Origin of the sequence: Mycobacterium sp. (assembly GCF_019243155.1) — a bacterium.
Lineage (GTDB): Bacteria > Actinomycetota > Actinomycetes > Mycobacteriales > Mycobacteriaceae > Mycobacterium.
This window is the reverse complement of the sequence record NZ_JAFAUS010000053.1, coordinates 21016-39970: the sequence shown is the minus strand read 5'-3', so window position 1 is coordinate 39970 and position 18955 is coordinate 21016. Positions and strand designations below refer to the sequence as shown.

Sequence of the window (18955 nt, the reverse complement as noted above, 5' to 3'; positions counted from 1 at the left end):
CAGGTCGACGTGCTGCGGGAGGTGTTGCTCGGCCTGCTGCAGGACGACCCGACGCTCGAGCCGCGCGACATCCTGGTGATGTGCCCCGACATCGAGACGTACGCGCCGCTGATCGTGGCGGACTTCGGGCTCGGCGACGTCGTGCACGGCGCGCATCCCGCGCACCGGTTGCGGGTTCGGCTCGCGGACCGCTCGCTAATTCAGACCAACCCGCTGCTGGGCGTCGCCTCGCAACTGCTGGCGCTGGCGGGCAGCCGAGTGACGGCCAGCGAGGTGCTCAGCTTCGCGCAGAGCGCACCGGTGCGCGCCCGCTTCGGATTCACCGATGATGATCTCGAGGACATCACCCGCTGGGTACGGCAGGCGAACATCCGGTGGGGCTTCGACCAGGAGCACCGGCGGCCCTATCACGTCGACTTCGTGCACAACACATGGCGATTCGGCATCGACCGGGTGCTCGCCGGTGTCGCGATGTCCGATGACTCGCACGCCTGGATAGACGCGACGTTGCCCCTCGACGACGTCAGCAGCAATCGTGTCCAATTGGCAGGTCAATTCGCCGAATTCGTCGACCGGTTGCAGCGGGTGATCGATTCGCTCACCGGCGTGCGGCCGTTGCACGAGTGGCTGGCCGCCCTGGCCGACGGCATCGAACTGCTCGCGTATGCAGATGAATCGGACATGTGGCAGACCAGCCAGATGCAGCGTGAGTTCGCCCTGACGCTGGCCGACGCGGGCCCGCGGGCCGACACGCCGATGCGGCTGCCCGACATCCGGGCGCTGCTCGACGGACGCCTGGCCGGGCGTCCGACGCGGGCCAACTTCCGCACCGGCACGCTGACGGTGTGCACCATGGTGCCGATGCGCTCGGTGCCGCATCGCGTGGTCTGTCTGGTCGGCTTGGACGACGGGGTTTTCCCGCGGCTCGGCGTGGTCGACGGAGACGATGTGCTCGCCCGCGACCCGATGACCGGTGAGCGCGACATCCGTTCCGAGGACCGGCAATTGCTGCTCGACGCCGTCTGCGCCGCGACGGAGAAACTGGTGATCACCTACACAGGGGCCAACGAATACTCTGGGCAACCGCGCCCGCCCGCGGTGCCGCTGGCCGAACTCCTGGACACCTTGGACCTGACCACGCCGGTGATGATCCGGAAGCAGATTGTCGTCGAACATCCGTTGCAGCCCTTCGATATTCGCAACGTGATGCCGGGCGAGCTGGTACCGAAGGTTCCGTTCAGCTTCGATCCGACCGCGTTGCGCGCGGCCCAGGTCAGCTCACGGGAACGCCGCGAACATCCCAAGTTCATCTCGGGGCCGCTGCCGCCAGCACCCCCGGAGGACGTCGGCCTTGCCGACCTCATCGGCTTTTTCAAAGATCCGGTGAAGGGCTTCTTCCGGGCACTGGAATTCACGCTGCCGCGAGATGTCGACGGCGTGCAGGATGCGATGCCGGTCGACATCGACAGCCTCGAGGAGTGGACGGTCGGCGACCGGATGCTGGGTGACATCCTGCGCGGGATGACCCCCGATCAGGCGCGTCAGGCCGAATGGCGCCGGGGCACACTGCCGCCCGGCCAACTCGGTTGGCGCAAGGCGGCCGAGGTTCGCGATCAGGCCGCGCTGCTGGCCGCCGCCGCGCAACAGTACCGCCCTGCGCACGGGCAGGCGTACGACGTCGACATCGACCTGGGTGACGGGCGAAGACTCACCGGCACGGTGTCTCCGGTCTACGGCCGGCGCCTGGTGTCGGTCACCTTTTCCAGGCTGGACGGCAAGCATCTGCTCGAGTCGTGGATTGCGTTGCTGGCGTTGGTCGCTCACGACCGCAGTCGCGATTGGTCGGCGGTGTGCATCGGCCGCCCCAAGAGGGGCGCCGCAGTCCGGGTCGAGGGGCTGGGCCGCCCGGACGCGGACGCCGTTGAGTTGCTGCGCGACCTGGTCGCGATCTACGACGCGGGCCGCCGCGAGCCCATCCCGTTGCCCATCAAGACGTCCTACGCCTGGGCCGCCGCGCGCTACGAGGGTGACGACCCGGTGCGGGCGGCCGAATTCCGTTGGAAATCCGACCGGTATCCGGGAGAAGACGAGGCGCCCGCCCACGTGCGGGCGTGGGGCAAAAACGCACGCCTGGGCGACCTTATGCAGCCCGTCAGACCGGGCGAGGAGTGCGACGGTGAAGATCACCGGCTCGGCGCCTACTCCGCCCGGCTCTGGCTGCCGATGCTGCGCTCCGAGAGGAAGCCGTAGATGGAGCGTTTCGATCTGCTCGGCCCGCTGCCGGCCGCCCACTCCACCACGGTGCTGCAGGCCAGCGCGGGCACCGGCAAGACGTTCGCGTTGGCCGGCCTGGTGACTCGTTATCTCGCCGAGGGTGCGGCGACGCTGGACCAGATGCTGCTCATCACGTTCGGACGCGCGGCCAGCCAGGAGCTGCGGGAACGCGTCCGCTGCCAAATCGTCGACGCGGTAATCGCTTTCGACGATCCGGCCACCGTCGGCGATAACCAGCTGGTGGCACGTCTGCTGGACGGCACCGACGATGAACGCGACGCACGCAAGCGGCGGTTGCGCGACGCGCTGGCCGGTTTCGATGCGGCGACGATCGCCACCACGCACCAGTTCTGCCAGCTGGTGTTGAGGTCGCTCGGCGTGGCCGGGGACACCGCCGCCAACGTCACCCTGCTGGAGAGCCTTGACGAGCTGGTCGCCGAGATCGTCGACGACCTGTACCTGGCCCACTTCGGGCAGGGTCGCGACGACCCGGTGCTGCAGTATCGCGATGCGCTGAGGTTAGCCCGCGAGGTGGTCAACAATCCGGCGACCGAGCTGCGGCCCGAGAACGCGGAAGCGGGTTCGCAGGCCGCCGTTCGTGTCGGGTTCGCGAAAGAGGTGCTGGCCGAACTGGAAACGCGCAAGCGGCGGCTCGGCGTGCTCGGCTACGACGATCTATTGAGCCGGTTGGCCGCCGCGCTGGACACCGACGACTCCCCCGCCCGGGTGCGCATGCGGCAACGCTGGCCGATCGTGATGGTGGACGAGTTCCAGGACACCGACCGGGTCCAGTGGCAGGTGATCGACCGCGCGTTCAGCGGGCAGTCCACCGTGATCCTGATCGGTGACCCCAAACAGGCCATCTACGCGTTTCGCGGCGGCGACATCGCGACGTATCTCCAGGCGGCGAAGACGGCCGGTGAGCGGAAAACCCTGGCTACCAACTGGCGCAGCGACTCCGCGCTCGTCGAACGGCTGCAGGTGGTGCTTCGCGGCGCCGAGCTCGGCGACCCCGCGATCGTGGTCGAGGACGTCCAGGCGCATCACCGGGGTCACCGCCTCGCCGGCGCGCCGTGCAACGACCCGTTCCGGTTACGGGTGGTGAAGCGGCCGACGCTGGGCCGCAGGGGTATTCAGAACCTGCCGCTCGACGACCTGCGCCAGCACATCAGCGCCGACCTCGCCACCGACATCCGCGCGCTGCTGGCCGGTGACGCGACATTCGACGGTAAGCCGCTGCGGCCCCGCGACATCGCGGTGATCGTGGAAAGACACAAGGACGCCCGGGCATGCTTCCGGGCGCTCTGCGAGGCGGGTATCCCCGCGGTGTACACCGGAGACTCCGACGTGTTCAATTCCGAGGCCGCCGATGACTGGCTGTGTCTCCTTCAGGCCTTCGACCAGCCGCACCGCCCCGGCATGGTGCGCGCGGCCGCGGCGACGCTGTTCTTCGGGGAGACCGCGGAAACGCTTGCGGCGGGCGGTGATCCGCTGACCGACCGGATAGCGGAGACGTTGCGGGAATGGGCCGGGCACGCGCGGGAACGCGGGGTCGCGGCCATCTATGAAGCCGCGAAACTTCGGGGCATGGGCGATCGCGTGCTGTCCTGGGAGGACGGCGAGCGACACATGACCGATCTGGCGCACGTCACACAGCTCCTGCAGGACGTCGCCCACCGCGAGAGGTTGGGCCTGCCGGGGCTGCGTGACTGGCTGCGCAGGCAGCGCGACGAAAGCAGCGGCGCAACGGAACGCAATCGGCGACTCGACAGCGATGCCACCGCCGTGCAGGTCATGACGGTGTATGTGGCCAAGGGTTTGCAATTCCCCATCGTGTATCTGCCGTTCGCGTTCAACCGCAACACCCAGGACCGCGACATGGTGCTGTTCCACGACGACGGCGTGCGGTGCCTGCACATCGGCGGCAAGGACAGCCCGGACTTCGGAGTCGCCGAAAGGCTCGGCCGCCAAGAGGACGCCAACGATGGCAGCCGGCTGACCTACGTCGCGCTGACACGCGCCCAGTCGCAGGTGGTGGCGTGGTGGTCGCCGGCGTACTACGAGCCCAACGGCGGGCTGTCACGCCTGCTGCGCGGCCGCCGGCCGGGGGAGCCGTGCGTGCCGGACCGGTGTGAGCCCGCGAAGATCTCCGATGACGACGCTCTTGCCAGGCTGCGTGAGTGGGAGGCGGCTGGCGGTCCGGTCATCGAGGAGTCGGTGGTGGCCGCGGCGGTTTCCGTTGCGCCCGAGCGGGTTCCGTCGAACCTCGACAGCAGGCACTTTCACCGCAACATCGATACCGGGTGGCGGCGCACCTCCTACTCGGGTCTGATCCGGCTGGCGGAGACCACCGGGGTGGGCAGTGAGCCGGAGGTCACCGAACTCGACGACGAGGTCGCCGACATCGCGCTGAGCCAGGACGCATCCGGACCCGACCTGCCCTCGCCCATGGCCGACCTGCCGACCGGCGCGAAATTCGGCTCGCTGGTGCACGCCGTGCTGGAGACGGCGGACCCGCACGCCGCGGACCTAGCCGCCGAGTTGGAGACGCACATCCGCAGACACTCGGTCTGGTGGCCGGTCGCGGTGGAACCGGACATCCTGGCCGCGGCCATGGTGCCGATGCACGACACCCGGTTGGGTCCGCTGGCCGACGGTTTGACGTTGCGACAGATCGGGCTGCGAGACCGGTTGCGGGAGCTGGATTTCGAGGTCCCGCTGGCCGGTGGCGACCTGCGTTCGGCCGCGCCCGATATCCGCCTGGCGGATGTGGGGATGCTGCTACGCGAGCACCTGCCCGCCGGTGACGCGCTGGCGTCCTATGCCGACCGGCTGGCGGGTCCCGCGCTCGGTGATCAGTCACTGCGCGGGTATCTCTCCGGTTCGATCGACGCCGTGTTGCGGGTGCCCGCCGGTTCGGGGCATCGCTATCTCGTCGTGGATTACAAGACCAACTGGCTGGGTGATCCGGAGCGGCCGTTGACCGCCGCCGATTACGATCGCCCTCGGATGGCCGAGGCGATGCTGCATTCGGATTACCCTTTGCAGGCGCTGCTGTATAGCGCTGTGCTGCATAGGTTTCTGCGCTGGCGACTGCCGGATTACGACCCCGCAACCCATCTCGGCGGGGTCCTCTATCTGTTCGTGCGCGGCATGTGCGGCGCCGACACACCCGCGACCGGCGGGCACCCGGCAGGGGTGTTCAGCTGGCAGCCGCCGCCGTCGCTGGCCGCAGCTCTCTCGGATCTGCTCGACGCGGGGAGGGCGGTCGCATGACGCTGGAGTCGATCCGCGCCGACGGACTCTTGCGAACGTTCGCAGAAGCCGACGTCTTCGAGCCCGCCGACATCCATGTGGCACAGCGCCTTACGGCGCTGGCCGGCGAGGCCGATGATCGGGTGGCATTGGCGATCGCGTTAGTGGTGCGCGCGGTGCGGGGCGGTTCCGTGTGCGTGGATCTGCGGACCGTGGCGGCGCAGGTCGATATCCCCGACCTGCCGTGGCCCGTCGCCGACGAGTGGATGGCCGCCGTGCGGGCCAGCTCCCTGCTCGGATCGCCGCCGGTGCTGCGGCTTTTCGGCGACCTGCTGTACCTGGACCGGTACTGGCTGGAGGAAGAGCAGGTGTGCGCCGATCTGCTCGCGTTGTCGGTGAGCCGGTCCAGCGTCGAACTGCCGGGCTACGAAAGGCTTTTCCCGCAGGGGTACCACGAGCAACGAGCGGCCGCCGAAATCGCGCTGTCGCAGGCGGTCACCGTGCTGACGGGTGGTCCCGGTACCGGGAAGACCACGACGGTCGCCCGGCTGCTCGCGTTGCTCGTCGAGCAGGCCGAGGTCGCCGGTGTGCCGCGGCCCCGCATCGCGCTGGCCGCGCCGACCGGCAAGGCGGCGGCCCGGCTGGCCGAGGCGGTGGCCGCCGAGGTCGAGCAGCTCGGATCGGCGGACCGGGCGCGACTGACCGGCCTGCGGGCGACCACGCTGCATCGGTTGCTGGGGTCGCGGCCCGATACATCGGTGCGCTTCAAGCACAATCGCGGCAACCGGCTACCGCACGATGTGATCGTGGTCGACGAGACCTCGATGGTGTCGCTGACCATGATGGCCCGGCTGCTGGAAGCGGTCCGCCCGGACACCCGGCTGATCCTGGTCGGTGATCCCAACCAGTTGACCTCGGTGGAAGCCGGCGCGGTGCTGGCAGATCTGGTGGAAGGCCTGGCCGCGCGCGACGATGTGAAGGTCGCCGCGCTGCGCACGCCGCACCGGTTCGGCGAGTCGATCGGCGCGCTGGCCGAGGCGATTCGGATCGGCGACGCGGATCGCGTGCTGGACCTGTTGGCGGCCGGCGGTGGACACATCGAGTGGGTGGATTCCGACCGCCCGGCGGACCGGCTGCGCCAGGTGCTGGTCCCGCATGCGCTGCGGCTGCGGGAGGCCGCGACGCTCGGTGCGGCCGAGGTGGCACTGGCCACGCTAGACGAACACCGGCTGCTGTGTGCGCATCGGCGGGGGCCGTTCGGTGCCGCGTACTGGAACACGCAGGTGCACAGGTGGATTGCCGAGGAGACGGGCCAGCCGGCCTGGTCGCAGTGGTATGCCGGCCGGCCGCTGCTGGTCACGGCCAACGACTACGGGCTGCGCGTCTACAACGGCGACACCGGCGTGACCGTGGTGGGCGCCGACGGCCTGCGGGCCGTCATCGCCGGCGCGACCGGTCCGCTCGACTTCGCGATCAGCCGGCTCGGCGACGTGGAGACGATGCACGCCATGACCATTCACAAGAGCCAGGGCAGCCAGGCTACGGAGGTGACGGTCCTACTGCCACCGGAGGATTCGCGATTGCTTACGCGGGAGCTGTTCTACACCGCGGTGACACGCGCCAAGGTCAAGGTGCGGGTCGTGGGTCCCGAGCCCTCGGTGCGCGCCGCGATCGACCGACGGGCGGCGCGGGCGAGCGGATTGGCGCAACGGCTGCGGTCGTTCAGCTAGCGGCGGCGGTGCCACCGGATCGGGCCTTCGCGCATCCGTGCGGGTCACGGATCACGGTGAGTTGGGCGGGTGCGGGCAAGCCGCGGCGGGTTGGAAATAGCCGAGTGAGGTGGGGCGACGCCGGTGCGGAACAATCGTGGCAGCATGGACGACAGCGACGACCCCGCACCGACATCGGATCCCACGTCTCGACGGGGCCACATCATCCGGTTGGCCGTGTTCGCATGCTTTCTGGCCGTCATGTTCTATCTGGTGGCCGTCGCGCACGTCATCGACATCGAGGAGATCCGGCGGCTGGTGAAGGCCACCGGGCCGGCGGCGCCGCTGACGTATGCGGTGGTGTCGTCGGCGCTCGGCGCCTTGTTCGTGCCCGGGACGATTCTGGCCGCGGGCAGCGGGCTGCTGTTCGGTCCGCTGCTGGGCGTCTTCGTCACCCTGGGCGCCACAGTGGGTACCGCGGTCATCGCGAGTTTCCTCGGCCGCCGCGCCGGCCGGGACAGCGCGCGGGCGCTGCTCGGCACGGCGCGAGCCGATCGCATCGACGCCCTGATCGGACGGCGGGGACTATGGGCTGTCGTCGGTCAGCGTTTCGTTCCCGGCATTTCGGACGCGCTCGCGTCCTACGCCTTCGGAGCGTTCGGAGTTCCGTTGTGGCAGATGGTCGTTGGCTCGTTCATCGGCTCGGTTCCGCGGGCGTTCGTCTACACGGCGCTGGGCGCCTCGATCGGCAACCGGTCGTCACCGCTGGCCTACGCGGCGATAGCGGTGTGGTGCATCACCGCGATCGCCGGCGCGTTCGCCGCGCACCGCGGCTTCCGAAAGTGGCGCGGGCGCGGCGATCCCGACGAGGCGCCGCGCTAACCCGCCGTCCGCTGCGCCGCTACGAACAGATTCCCGGGCACCGCGTCCTGCACCTCTTGGGCTGCTCGCCGCCCGTAGCCTGCCATCAGCTCGTCGGACGGTGTCACGGTCACGTCCCACCCGTGGCGGCGGAACCAGTCACCGACGTCCTCGCGCTCCTCGAAGTACCACAGCTCGTCGGTGCGGGGAATCTCCCGGTCCGGATCCACCTTGGCCATCAGCCCGCGGACTCGTTCCATCCGCTCCCGACGCTTCGCGCGGAAGTCCGGATCGAGGAACTTCGGACCAAGCGCCTCCACGGCCACCCGGCTGCCGGCGGCGGTGAGCCCGTGCACCCGGTTGAACAGCAGCTCCTGCGCGGCGGCCGGCAGATACGGCATCAGCCCCTCCGCCGACCAGACGCTGGGCGCTGACGTGTCAAAACCGGCCTGCCGCAATGCATCCGGCCAGTCCTGGCGCAGATCGACCGGGACTGCGATCCGGTTGCAGGCCGGTTCGGAACCGTGCGCGGCCAGCGTCGAGGATTTGAAGTCCAGCACCCGGGGCTGGTCGAGTTCGTAGACCGTCGTTCCGTCCGGCCAGGGCAACCGCCAGGCCCGCGCGTCCAGGCCGGCGGCCAAGATCACCGCCTGGCGGATTCCCGCGCCCGTCGCCGAGAGGAAGAACTGGTCGAAAAACGCTGTCCGCGAAGCCATATAGCCCACCATCGCCTGCATCTGCAACGGCAACTCGGGTTCGGCTTCGACGACCTCCGGGGGCAGCTGTCCGACGGAATGCCAATTCCACACGCCGTCGCCGGCGGCGTCGAGGAAGACCTGCGCGAACGGATCGCTGATCAACGGATTTTCACTGCGGGTCTCCGCCGCGCGGGCCGACGCCACGCCGAGCGCGGTCGCACCCACACTCTCGGTGATCTCCCAGCTGTCGTTGTCGGTCCTTGCCATGATCAGTTCCCCCCATTGAGTTCGGCCGCCACGAATAATGTCTGCGGCGCGGCGTCTTCGATGTCGTGTCGCGGCCTGCGGTCGTAGCCGGCCATCAGTTCCTCCGCCGGTGTCACCGTCACATCCCAGTCGTGCCGGCGAAGCCAGTCGCCGACGTCTTCACGATCCTCGAAGTACCACAGGTCCTGCACGTCGGGGATACTCCGTTCCGGGTCGAGTTCGGCCATCATGTCGCGCACCCGCTGCATCGTCTGACGCTGCCTGTCGCGAGCACCCTCGTCGTTGAAGTCCGGACCCGGCGCCTCGACCGCGATGCGACTGCCCGCGGCGCCCAGCGCCTGAACACGCTCGAACAGCAACTCCTGAGCGGCGGCCGGCAGGAAAGGCAACAGTCCCTCGGCCGACCATGCGCTCGGCGCCGTTGCGTCAAATCCGGCCTCCCGCAACGCGGCAGGCCAGTCGTGGCGCAGGTCGACGGGAACATTCACCAGCGTGCAGGTCGGTTCCGCGCCGTGTTCGCGCAGCGCGGACGCCTTGAATTCCAAGACTTGTGGCTGGTCGAGTTCGTAGACGGTAACGCCGCCCGGCCAGGACAACCGCCACGCTCGGGAGTCCAAACCCGCAGCCAAGATCACCACCTGGCGCACTCCCGCGCGGGTCGCGTCGAGAAAGAAGTTGTCGAAAAACGCGGTGCGGGCGGCCATGTAATCGACCATCCCCTGCATCCGCGGCGCCAGGTCGGGCTCGGCCTCGGTGATCTGGGCGGGCAGATCGGGAGCCGCGAACCAGTTCCACACGCCTTCCCCGGCGGCCTGCAGGAAGACGCGCGCGAACGGGTCGCTGATCAGCGGGTTTTCGCTCTCGGACTCGGCGGCGCGGGCGGCCGCCACGCCGAGTGCGGTGGCACCCACACTTTCGGTGATCTCCCAGCTGTCATTGTCGGTTCTGCCCACGCCCAAGCCCTCCAATTCGCTAGTCCGTCTAGATACACGACCCTACGCGCGCTACGTGTGTGCTGGCTGTCATGCAGCCGGGTATCCGGTTAACTAGCAACATGCGGGTTGACGGGCGAGAGATCAGCGTCTCCGGCAGATTGCTGCAGCCGATGACCCGCCGATTCAATGACATCTTGCGGCTGCTTATGGCCGCGGCTTTTTTCGCGGTCGTGATCACGAGTTCGGTGATCACCCGCCCGCAATGGATATCGCTCGAGAAATCCGTTTCGCAGATCGTCGGAGTGTTATCGCCCACGCAATCCGAAGCGGTATATCTCGTGTACGGATTCGCGATTGTTGCGCTGCCATTCATCATCCTGACCGGCCTGATCGTGGCCGGCCAGTGGAAACTGCTGGGCGCATATGCGGCCGCCGGGTTGATCGCAATCATTCTCTTGTCGATCACCGCCACCGGCATCGCGGCACCACGCTGGCACTTCGACGTCCCCGAGCGGCTCAGCACGCTTCCGGCGCAATTCCTCGACGACCCGCGCTGGATCGGGATGCTGGCGGCGGTGCTGACCGTCTCCGGACCATGGCTGCCCGCGCGCTGGCGGCGTTGGTGGTGGGCGCTGTTGCTGGCCTTCGTGCCCATCCACCTCGTGGTCAGCGCCATCGTGCCGGCGCGCTCGCTGGTGGGTCTGGCGGTCGGGTGGTTCGTCGGGGCGCTGGTGGTGCTCGTCGTCGGCACGCCCGCACTGGAGGTGCCGCTGGAGGCTGCGGTGCGCGCCCTGGCCAAGCGCGGGTTCGAGGTCACGCGGATCGCCGTGATTCGCCCCGCCGGACGCGGGCCGCTCGTTCTTTCGGCCAGCGGCGAGACCCCAGAATGCACGGCGGTGGTCGAGTTGTACGGCCCGCATCAACGCAGTGGCGGCGCGCTGCGCCAGCTCTGGGGGAAGCTGAAGCTGCGTGACGCCGAGACCGCGCCGCTGGTGACGTCGATGCGGCGCGCCGTCGAATATCGCGGACTGATGGCGATCGCCATCGGTGAAGCGGGCGTGGCCAACACCGAGACGATCGCCGTCGCGCCCCTGGAGCGGGGCTGGATGCTGTACTCGCACAAGCCGCCTCGCGGCGTTCCCCTTACCGGCTGCGCGGACACCACGCCCGTCGGCCGGCTGTGGGATTCGCTGCGGGTCCTCAACGATCACCAGATCGCCCATGGTGATCTGCGCAGTCACCAGATCACCATCGACGACGGCACCGCGCTGTTCGGCGGCTTCGGCAACGCCGAATATGGCGCGACCGATGCCCAGCTCAAATCCGACATCGCGCAGCTGTTGGTGACGACATCGGCTGTGTACGAACCGAAGTCGGCTGTGAGTGCCGCAATCGACGTGTTCGGTAAGGACACGATCCTCAGCGCCTCGCGCCGATTGACGAAAGTGGCCGTGCCGAGGTCGATTCGGCGGTCGATCCCCGATTCCGGCACCGTCATCTCGGGGGCCCGCGCAGAGGTGAAGCGGCAAACCGGTGCCGATCAGATCAAAACGCAGACCATCACCCGGTTCACCCGCAGTCAGATCATCCAGCTGGTGTTGTTCGGTGCGCTCGTCTACGTCGCGTACCCCTTCATCAGCACGGCGCCGACGTTCTTCTCCCAGTTGCGGACCGCCAACTGGTGGTGGGCGCTGCTCGGCCTGTTGGTTTCGGCGATGACCTACGTGGGGGCGGCCGCCGCGTTGTGGGCCAGCACCGACGGAACGGTGAACTTCTGGAAGCTGTCAATCGTGCAGGTGGCCAACACCTTTGCGGCAACAACCACCCCGGCGGGCGTCGGCGGCCTCGCGCTGTCCACCCGCTACCTGCAGAAGAACGGCCTTTCGGCGATGCGGGCCACCGCGGCGGTGGCGCTGCAGCAGGCCGTGCAGGTGATCGCGCACCTTTTGCTGTTGATCTTGTTCAGTGCGGTCGCGGGCGCGTCGATGAACCTCAAGCACTTCGTTCCGAGTGCCACGATGCTGTACCTCATCGCGGGCGTGGCCCTGGGCATCGTCGGCACGTTTCTGTTCGTGCCCACGCTGCGGCGGTGGCTGGCGACCGAGGTGCGCCCCAAGCTCAACGAGGTGACGAGCGACCTGTTGACGCTCGCCCGCGAACCGCAGCGGCTAGCCCTGATCGTACTCGGTTGCGCGGGAACCACTCTGGGCGCCGCGCTGGCGCTGTGGGCCAGCGTCGAGGCGTTCGGCGGCGGTACCACGTTCGTCACCGTCACCGTGGTGACGATGGTCGGCGGGACGCTGGCGTCGGCCGCCCCGACTCCCGGCGGTGTCGGCGCCGTCGAAGCGGCGCTGATCGGTGGCCTGGCCGCCTTCGGGGTGCCTACGGCCATCGCTGTGCCGTCGGTCCTGTTGTATCGGGTGCTCACGTGCTGGCTGCCCGTGTTCGTCGGCTGGCCGGTGATGCGGTGGTTGACCAATAACGAGTTGGTCTGACGAGTCAACCGGTTGGGGTTTGCACATCCACGAAAACGGTTGACCTGCGCACGCTTTGACCGACCTTGGTGGTCAGGTACACCAGGTAGTACTCCTCGGGCACCGACTTCGCCACGGTGATGGGGACCGTGATGGAGGCTGATCCGTCGGATTTGAACTCACCGGATGTCGGCGGCACGGTGATGCCGGCGTCCGAGGACTCGCCGGTGACGGCGTAGCCGCCGGTACCCGCTGTCATCCGTTGCGCGTCGAGGGTCACGCTGCCCGAGTGCCCGGGCGCGATTGTGACATTGGGTTGAGAGATGTTGGTGGTCAACGCCGAACCGCCCACACTGAACGACGGCGGTGCGGATGACTCTTTCGTTCCCCAGGTTTCATCCGGATAGCCGGCGAGCGAGAAGTCCAGCGCGCCTCCTGTTCGGATGATCGCTTCGGGCAGCGACGTCCGATCGGTGGCCTGGTCGTCGACCTTGAGGCCGCTGATGTACTTGAGGTGGTGCGGCCCCGACGCCCCCGGCGCGGAGATCTGGATGGACTTCCCTTCGGGAAGCGTGATCACTGCGCGGTCGAAAAGCGGTGCGGCCACGGTGAGAATCGACGTCCCCGGCGTGCTCGGGTACAAGCCCAGCGCCGCCCAGACATACCAGCTGGCCAGCGCGCCCAGGTCGTCGTTGCCGGGCTCGCCGTCGGCCGTCGGCCCGAACAGCCCGCGCACCCGGTCGACCAGGTGCTGCGTCTTCCACGGCTGGCCGATGTAGTTGTACAACCACGGCACCGAGAAGCCAGGCTCGTTACCGGCCCACAGGTAGGGCTCATTGGGGCCGACGTTCAGTTCCTTGGTGAAGCGGTCGAGTCGCTCGGCCACCGCGGACCTGCCGCCGAGGGCGGTCACCAGGTCCGCGACATTGTGGGGCACCGCCCAGACGTATTGCTCGGCGTTACCCTCGTCGTACCCGACCTGACCGAAATTGTTGGGGGACAGTACAACTGCGGCGCCGGGGCGGAAGAAACCGCTCCAGCTGCGGGGCACGATGCTCCGGTTGCTCGGGTTGAAAAGGTTCTGCCAGTACTGGGCCCGGTTCTGAAAATCGGCGGCGGTGGCGGCGTCGCCGAGCGAGTCGGCGAATCGGGAGATGGCGAAGTCGTCGACCGACCACTCGAGCGTGATCGAGGCATCGGCGATCCATCCTGGATGGCCGAACTCCAACGTGTACGGCGCATATCGGAACTTCTGGTAGGTGGCGGCCCCCGGCCGCTCCACGTAGCCGTCGAGCCCCACACCGCCCTTGTTCGCCGCGTCCACCATGTAACGCAACGCAGTCTTGACGTCGAAATCCTTGGCCCCGAAGGCATTCAGGTTCACGATCAGCGGGGTTACGCTGTCCCCGGTCATCTCGCCGGTCGCGGCGTTGGCGAAGGCCCAGCGCGGCAGAGCGCCGCTCTGGTCGGCGTCGTTGACCAGCGATTGGGCCATGTCGCCCGCTCGCTCAGGAAAAAGCAAGGCCTGCAACGCCGCCAGGCATCGATACGTGTCCCAGTCGGAGAAGTTGGCGTACTGCGTGTGCCCTTTGGCTACGGTGTGGATGAGCCCGTCAAACCCGAGGTAGCGTCCATCCGCGTCGTTGAACGTGTTGGGGTGCAACAACGATCGATACAGCGAGGTGTAGAAGGTCTCCAGATCGTCGTCTTTGCGGCCGGCGATCGTGATGCGTGACAGCGCCACGTTCCATTCCCTCGACGCGGCGGCACGGACGTCGTCGAAGCCGGCCGCACCCTCGGCCGCAAGGTTCGCCCGCGCGCCGTCGATTCCGACGTAGGAGATGGCCGTCCGCACCTCGAGCACCGAACCGGTCGGGAATTCCACGTACCCGCCGCTGTACGGCGCGTTAGCGCTTCGGGCGCCGGTGTGGACCGCATTGCCGTCCCAGGCGCCGTAGGAGATGAAGGGCTGGTTGAACTTCATCGCGAAGTACACGGTGTAGGCGTTCGGCTTATCGCAGAATCCGCCGCTGGTGGCCCAGCCGGTGATCGTGGTGTTGTCTTCCCCGATCTGGATGGTCGCACGGGAATTGCCGGCCAACGACGAACCCGGGCGCACATGCAACACGGCGGGGCGGCCGTTGCGTGGGTAGGTGAATCGGCCCACGCCCGTATGCGTTGTGGCGGTGAGCTCCGCCTTCACCCCGGTGCCCGGAAACCGCACCGTGTAGTAGCCGGGCATTCCCTGCTCGGTGTCGTCGTGGGCGATCCTCTCCCAGGCGTTCCACGGTTGCAGGCCACTGCCACCGGTGGTGGGCAGCATTGAGATGTCGCCGAACGCAGCACATCCCACCGACGCGTGGGTCATGCTGAACCCGGTGGAGCGTGGGTTGTCGTAGTTGTAACCGGCGTAGTTGTCAACGGTGTCCGGCGAGTACTGCACCATTCCGAACGGCACGGTGGCGCCGGGAAAGTTGTTGATCTCGCCCACGGTCTCACCCCCGGTCCCGGTGCCGATGAGCGTGGCGACGTGGTTGACCGGATCGGCGACCATCGCGGGCGGACCGTCATAGGCGACGGGTGGCGCCGCGGCAATGAAGGCCATGAAGACGACCGACGCCGCGAGGAGCGCGGCGATAGTCCTTCGTGACCGCATACCTGTCTCTTACACCGATAACCGTGTATTCGCGTGGCCATTTCCGAAACGAATTCGATAACGGTTAGCGATCCGGCCGTGCCCGACGAAATGTCCAAAAAGATCGTGGCAAATTTGGTCGCTAATTCGGTTAGTCTCAGTCCGGCGTGGCTGGCGCAGGTGGGGTGTTCGTGCTGCAGCTCAACGCCAACGCCCCGCGGACCGACCAGGGTCCGCTGATGGACGCCACCAACGTCATCGACGACCAGACGACCATCGGCAGCTGACGCAAACCATCAAATACGCCCCTGTTGAAGCGGTGGGGTTAGCCCTACGGTGAAGGCATGGCAGAGCAGTCGCATGCGATAGACGTCGGGGCTCCACCGTCGGCACTGATGCGAATCGTCAATCCCCTGCTGCGTTTCCTGCTGCGCACCCCGCTCGCAGGCGCCGCGCGCAAGCAACTGATGGTGTTGAGCTTCACCGGACGCAAAACGGGCCGTGTGTTCTCAATTCCGTTGAGCGCTCACGTGATTGACGGCCAGCTATATGCGCTGACCGGGGCGTCATGGAAACAGAACTTTCGCGGCGGCGCCGAATCGCAGGTCGTCTACGACGGCAAGACGACCGTCATGCGCGGCGAGCTGCTGCGTGACCGCGAGACAGTCTCCGACCTTTATCTGCGCTGCGCCGAGTCCTACGGCGTGCAGCGCGCACAGCGCATGATCGGGCTGAAATATCGCGAGCAGCGCATCCCGACACGCGACGAGTTCGCCGAGGCGGTCGACCGGCTTCACCTCGGGGCGGTTCGCCTGAGCCCGGCCGACTAGGGACTCTCGGCCTGCGACGCCCGCAGGTGGGCGGTGAGCAAACGCTGGTCGAATTGCGAGCGTGAAGCGACGGCGTCGGTGCCGAGCTCGGCGAAATCTTTGGCGATCTGTTGGGCGAGCAACCCCAGCTTCATGTTGCGCACCTGCGACAACGACTTGAGCAAGTCGAACGCGGCCACCTCATCGATGCCGTAGACCACCATCAGCATCCCCTTGGTCCGCTCGATCGCGCCGCGACGCTCGGCGATTTCGGCCACCTTCGCGCTGATGGCCTCCTCGCGCTTACGCGTCGAGGCCGGCGTGACATCGATGTAGAAGCCGTGCGTGCCAATGACGTTGCCGCCCTCATCGCAGAACTGGTCACCCACCACCACCACGTGGTGGGTGAGGCCACTGGTGTCGACGATGCGATGCCGGGTGTTGAACGCGCGGCGACGCCTGATCATGTCGTCGATGGTGGCGGCGACGCCGGCACGATCGGCAGGGTGCTTGTGCGACAACACCAATTCGGTCGTCGGCTTCACCGATCCGGGCGCATACCCGTGCATGAGCTGCACCTGCTCGGACCATTCCCAGCGGTGACCGTCGAAGTAGAAGCGGAACCAGCCCGCGCGCTGCGGAGTGCCCCCGCCCAGCGCCGGCCCGACGGCTGCCGCCTGCTTTTCCAACTCCCACGCCACAGTGCATGCCCCCCGACAAGCCCGCTACGTTGCAATTACGGCCGGCGCGCTACGACGCCCCGGCGTTCCCCGCACACGAACATAACCGATCGCGACCGCTTACCCACACTGTCCCGCGCCACCGGCCGCGCGGGTGGGGGTGATGACCGGTTGTTCGAAACCGGCATCATGCACGGCCCGGCGCACCGCCTCGCCGACAGATTCCGTCCGCTCGGCCGGCACCAGGGCGATCACACAGCCGCCGAACCCGCCGCCGGTCATCCGCGCGCCCAAGGCGCCCGCACGCACCGCGGTGTCGGCTATCAGATCGATATGCCCCGTGGTGATTTCGAAGTCCTCCCGCATGGACGCGTGCGAGGCGGTGAAAATCCGGCCGGCTGCGCTGAAGTCGCAATCATTGAGCGCCACAACACAATCGAGCACCCGCTTGTTCTCGGTCAGAACGTGGCGGGCGCGCCGTGCATCGACCGGATCATGGACCGCGGCCAGCGCGGCGATGTCGGTGACCTCGCGCAATGACGCGGCCCGCAGATCGGCGGCCGCCCGCTCACAGGACGCGCGTCGCGCGGCATAGTCGCCGCCCGCATGGCTGTGCCGAGCCCGGGAATCGATCAGCAACAGCGCGACCCCCGCGGCATCCGGATCGAAGGCGACCGGCGCGACGGACAGATCCCGAAAGTCGATCAGCAGCGCCGTCGATCGGTCCCCGAACAGCGAGGCCAATTGGTCGAGCAATCCCGTTGGCGCACCGACATAGTCGTTCTCAGCGCGTTGAGCCAGCCGCGCCTGTTCTTTGGCATCGATGCGCACGCCGGCGGCGGATGCGATCGCGCCCAGCGCCGCGCATTCCAGCGCCGCCGAGGACGACAGCCCCGACCCCATCTCCAGGTCGCTGGTGATCCGCATCGTCCCGCCGGGCACCGGGTGGCCGCCTTCGCGCAACGCCCAAATCACCCCGGCCACGTAGGCGGCCCAGCCGCTCACAGCACCGGGAACGGTGTCGACCGGTATGCGTACCGGGTCCTCCCCGATGTCGCTGACGGCGGTGACGACAGCGCTGTCGTCGGGCGTGAAGGCCACGACTGTGCGCTGTGGCAGCGCGATGGGCAAGGCGAAACCCAGGTTGTAGTCGGTGTGCTCACCGATCAGGTTGATCCGGCCGGGCGCACCGTAGCGCACCGTCATCCGAGTTCGGCCAGCCGCTCGGCCACGCCCTCGGGCATGACGTCACCGATGAACGCGTCCATCGCCGATTCGGAGGCGGCCAGGTACTTGAGCTTGGAGGCGCTGCGCCGTACGGATATCAACTCGACGTGGAAATACCCGTCGGCCTGCGCACCCGTTTCGGCGTACTGGTGCAGCGCCGAAATATAAGGCAGCGCAGACGAATACATCCGGTCGAACCGCTTCAGCACATCGAGATAGATCCGCACGAACCCGTCCAGCTCGTCCTCGACGAGTTCCGTCAGGTTGTGCACGAACCTGTTCGGATAGATGTGCACCTCGACGGGCCAGCGCGCGGCGAACGGCACGAAGGCGGTGAACAGGTCGGTGCGCGCGACGATCCGGCTTCCGTCGGCGACCTCGCGGGCCAGCAGGTCGGCAAAGAGGTTGCCGCCGTGCGCCCTTCGATACCGCGCCGCCTGCTCCAGCATGGCGGCGGTTCGCGGCGTCAGATAGGGATAGCCGTAGATCTGACCGTGCGGGTGGGTCAGCGTCACCCCGATCTCCTCGCCGCGGTTCTCGAAGCAGAACACCTGCTCGATCTCCGGCGCGGCCAGCAGGTCGCGGGTGCGATGCCGCCACGCGTCGACGACCAACCGGGCATGCGCCGGCGTGAGGTCGGCGAAGGATCCCGTGTGGTCGCTGGAGAAGCAGATCACCTCGCAGCGGCCCTGCCCCGGAGCGGACACGAAGTCGGCCGCCGATGTCGGTGCGGTCAACGGATGAGAGCCGCCGGACAGGCTGGGGAATCTGTTCTCGAACACGACAACGTCGTAGTCGGGAGCGGGCACCTCGCTGGTCAGCCCCGTCGGGCCCGGACACAGCGGACACTGGTCGGGGGGCGGTTTGTAGGTGCGGTCGGCACGCAGCGCCGCGACGATGACCCACTGCCCGGTCGTCTGGTCGAACCGCAACTGCGACTGCTCCGCGCTCCGCGCTTCAAGCGGCCTGCGATCTTCGACCGGCGCCGGTTGATGCCCGGGCAATGCGAAAAACAGCAGGTCACGGCCATCGGCCAGCTTCGCCCGCGTCGGCGCTGTCACGATGTCGAAGACTAGCTTGGTCGCCGTCGCGCGGTTCGGGTAACCATGTGGTGTCCGACTAGCAGGGGGT

Annotated in this window: 12 protein-coding genes and 1 pseudogene; 7 read left to right on the top strand and 6 right to left on the bottom strand. The window is 67.7% G+C overall.

Annotated features, from left to right (window positions below):
- The 4 genes from recC to JOZ00_RS02800 all read left to right on the top strand — a co-directional run.
- Positions 1 to 2250, top strand: a 2250-nt coding sequence (gene recC, locus JOZ00_RS02815; RefSeq protein ID WP_293339318.1) for an exodeoxyribonuclease V subunit gamma, incomplete at its 5' end; no start/stop codon positions are given.
- On the top strand, positions 2251 to 5550 hold the full coding sequence (gene recB, locus JOZ00_RS02810) for an exodeoxyribonuclease V subunit beta (RefSeq protein WP_293339315.1): 3300 nt from the start codon (positions 2251 to 2253) through the stop codon (positions 5548 to 5550).
- Positions 5547 to 7259 (top strand): exodeoxyribonuclease V subunit alpha, encoded by a 1713-nt coding sequence (recD, locus tag JOZ00_RS02805; RefSeq protein ID WP_293339312.1) that lies wholly within the window; start codon positions 5547 to 5549, stop codon positions 7257 to 7259. The genes recB and recD overlap by 4 nt, the downstream gene beginning before the upstream one ends.
- Positions 7260 to 7403: 144 nt before the next feature.
- Positions 7404 to 8120 (top strand): TVP38/TMEM64 family protein, encoded by a 717-nt coding sequence (locus JOZ00_RS02800; RefSeq protein ID WP_293339309.1) that lies wholly within the window; start codon positions 7404 to 7406, stop codon positions 8118 to 8120.
- On the opposite strand, the gene JOZ00_RS02795 is transcribed toward JOZ00_RS02800, so the two are convergent.
- Positions 8117 to 9064, bottom strand: coding sequence for a class I SAM-dependent methyltransferase (locus tag JOZ00_RS02795; RefSeq protein ID WP_293339306.1), 948 nt, complete (start codon positions 9062 to 9064; stop codon positions 8117 to 8119). The two genes, JOZ00_RS02800 and JOZ00_RS02795, sit on opposite strands and share 4 nt — an antisense overlap.
- Before the next feature lie 2 nt (positions 9065 to 9066).
- The gene (locus tag JOZ00_RS02790; RefSeq protein ID WP_293339303.1) at positions 9067 to 10017 is read right to left on the bottom strand and encodes a class I SAM-dependent methyltransferase; all 951 of its coding nucleotides are present in this window, start codon (positions 10015 to 10017) and stop codon (positions 9067 to 9069) included.
- Positions 10018 to 10118: 101 nt separating this feature from the next.
- Between JOZ00_RS02790 and JOZ00_RS02785 the strand changes: the two genes are divergently transcribed.
- Positions 10119 to 12494: a lysylphosphatidylglycerol synthase transmembrane domain-containing protein gene (locus JOZ00_RS02785; RefSeq protein ID WP_293339300.1), complete on the top strand. Its 2376-nt coding sequence runs from the start codon at positions 10119 to 10121 to the stop codon at positions 12492 to 12494.
- A gap of 4 nt (positions 12495 to 12498) precedes the next feature.
- On the opposite strand, the gene JOZ00_RS02780 is transcribed toward JOZ00_RS02785, so the two are convergent.
- Complete coding sequence (locus JOZ00_RS02780; RefSeq protein ID WP_293339297.1) at positions 12499 to 15129, bottom strand: GH92 family glycosyl hydrolase; 2631 nt, start codon at positions 15127 to 15129, stop codon at positions 12499 to 12501.
- Positions 15130 to 15287: 158 nt separating this feature from the next.
- On the opposite strand from JOZ00_RS02780, the pseudogene JOZ00_RS02775 reads away from it, so the two are divergent.
- Positions 15288 to 15395: pseudogene (locus tag JOZ00_RS02775) on the top strand (LpqN/LpqT family lipoprotein); the annotation flags it as partial.
- Positions 15396 to 15452: 57 nt separating this feature from the next.
- On the top strand, positions 15453 to 15938 hold the full coding sequence (locus tag JOZ00_RS02770) for a hypothetical protein (RefSeq protein ID WP_293339294.1): 486 nt from the start codon (positions 15453 to 15455) through the stop codon (positions 15936 to 15938).
- On the opposite strand, the gene JOZ00_RS02765 is transcribed toward JOZ00_RS02770, so the two are convergent.
- From JOZ00_RS02765 to galT, 3 genes are all read right to left on the bottom strand, one after another.
- Positions 15935 to 16618: a PAS and ANTAR domain-containing protein gene (locus JOZ00_RS02765; RefSeq protein WP_293339291.1), complete on the bottom strand. Its 684-nt coding sequence runs from the start codon at positions 16616 to 16618 to the stop codon at positions 15935 to 15937. The genes JOZ00_RS02770 and JOZ00_RS02765 overlap by 4 nt on opposite strands.
- A gap of 99 nt (positions 16619 to 16717) precedes the next feature.
- Positions 16718 to 17803 carry a galactokinase gene (locus tag JOZ00_RS02760; protein ID WP_293339288.1) on the bottom strand — a complete coding sequence of 362 codons (1086 nt, stop codon included), beginning with the start codon at positions 17801 to 17803 and terminating at the stop codon, positions 16718 to 16720.
- Entirely contained in the window at positions 17800 to 18885 is a 1086-nt protein-coding gene (galT, locus tag JOZ00_RS02755; protein ID WP_293339285.1) for a galactose-1-phosphate uridylyltransferase, read from the bottom strand. Before galT ends, JOZ00_RS02760 begins: the two co-directional genes overlap by 4 nt.
- Positions 18886 to 18955: the final 70 nt, after the last annotated feature.

Excerpts from the sequence above, each read along its gene's own strand:
- recD (WP_293339312.1), top strand. The coding sequence starts at position 5,547 with ATGACGCTGGAGTCGATCCGCGCCGACGGACTCTTGCGAACGTTCGCA.
- JOZ00_RS02800 (WP_293339309.1), top strand. The coding sequence starts at position 7,404 with ATGGACGACAGCGACGACCCCGCACCGACATCGGATCCCACGTCTCGA.
- JOZ00_RS02780 (WP_293339297.1), bottom strand. The coding sequence starts at position 15,129 with ATGCGGTCACGAAGGACTATCGCCGCGCTCCTCGCGGCGTCGGTCGTC.
- recB (WP_293339315.1), top strand. The coding sequence starts at position 2,251 with ATGGAGCGTTTCGATCTGCTCGGCCCGCTGCCGGCCGCCCACTCCACC.
- JOZ00_RS02760 (WP_293339288.1), bottom strand. The coding sequence starts at position 17,803 with ATGACGGTGCGCTACGGTGCGCCCGGCCGGATCAACCTGATCGGTGAG.
- JOZ00_RS02770 (WP_293339294.1), top strand. The coding sequence starts at position 15,453 with ATGGCAGAGCAGTCGCATGCGATAGACGTCGGGGCTCCACCGTCGGCA.
- JOZ00_RS02795 (WP_293339306.1), bottom strand. The coding sequence starts at position 9,064 with ATGGCAAGGACCGACAACGACAGCTGGGAGATCACCGAGAGTGTGGGT.
- JOZ00_RS02785 (WP_293339300.1), top strand. The coding sequence starts at position 10,119 with ATGCGGGTTGACGGGCGAGAGATCAGCGTCTCCGGCAGATTGCTGCAG.